The sequence below is a fragment of the Pseudomonas sp. SWRI92 genome (genome assembly GCF_014268685.1).
Lineage (GTDB): Bacteria > Pseudomonadota > Gammaproteobacteria > Pseudomonadales > Pseudomonadaceae > Aquipseudomonas > Aquipseudomonas marvdashtae.
The window spans coordinates 1-259 of sequence record NZ_JABWQY010000059.1; the positions used below are offsets into that span (position 1 = coordinate 1).

A 259-nucleotide genomic window follows, 5' to 3' on the forward strand; every position below is an offset into this window, starting at 1 on the left:
ACCAAACACCGCTCCGGTCAGCACCATCGTCAGCGATGTCGACGACACCACTACCGTGACGTTGACCGCTACACCGACCGTGAACGAAAACGGCACCATCACCTACACCGCCACACTGACCGGTGCCGATGGCAAACCGGTCACCGCGCAAAACGGTCCGGTCACCGTGACGCTGGAAAGCGGTAAAACCATCACCATCGCAGCCGGTGCAAGCTCGGGTGCGTTGGATGTCGCGGTCGGCAACGATGTGTACCAAGGC

At 61.0% G+C, this 259-nt stretch carries 1 protein-coding gene; it reads left to right on the top strand.

Annotation, left to right across the window (positions count from 1 at the left end):
- The coding region (locus HU762_RS26580; protein WP_186641894.1) for an immunoglobulin-like domain-containing protein at positions 1–259 on the top strand (259 nt) is incomplete at both ends.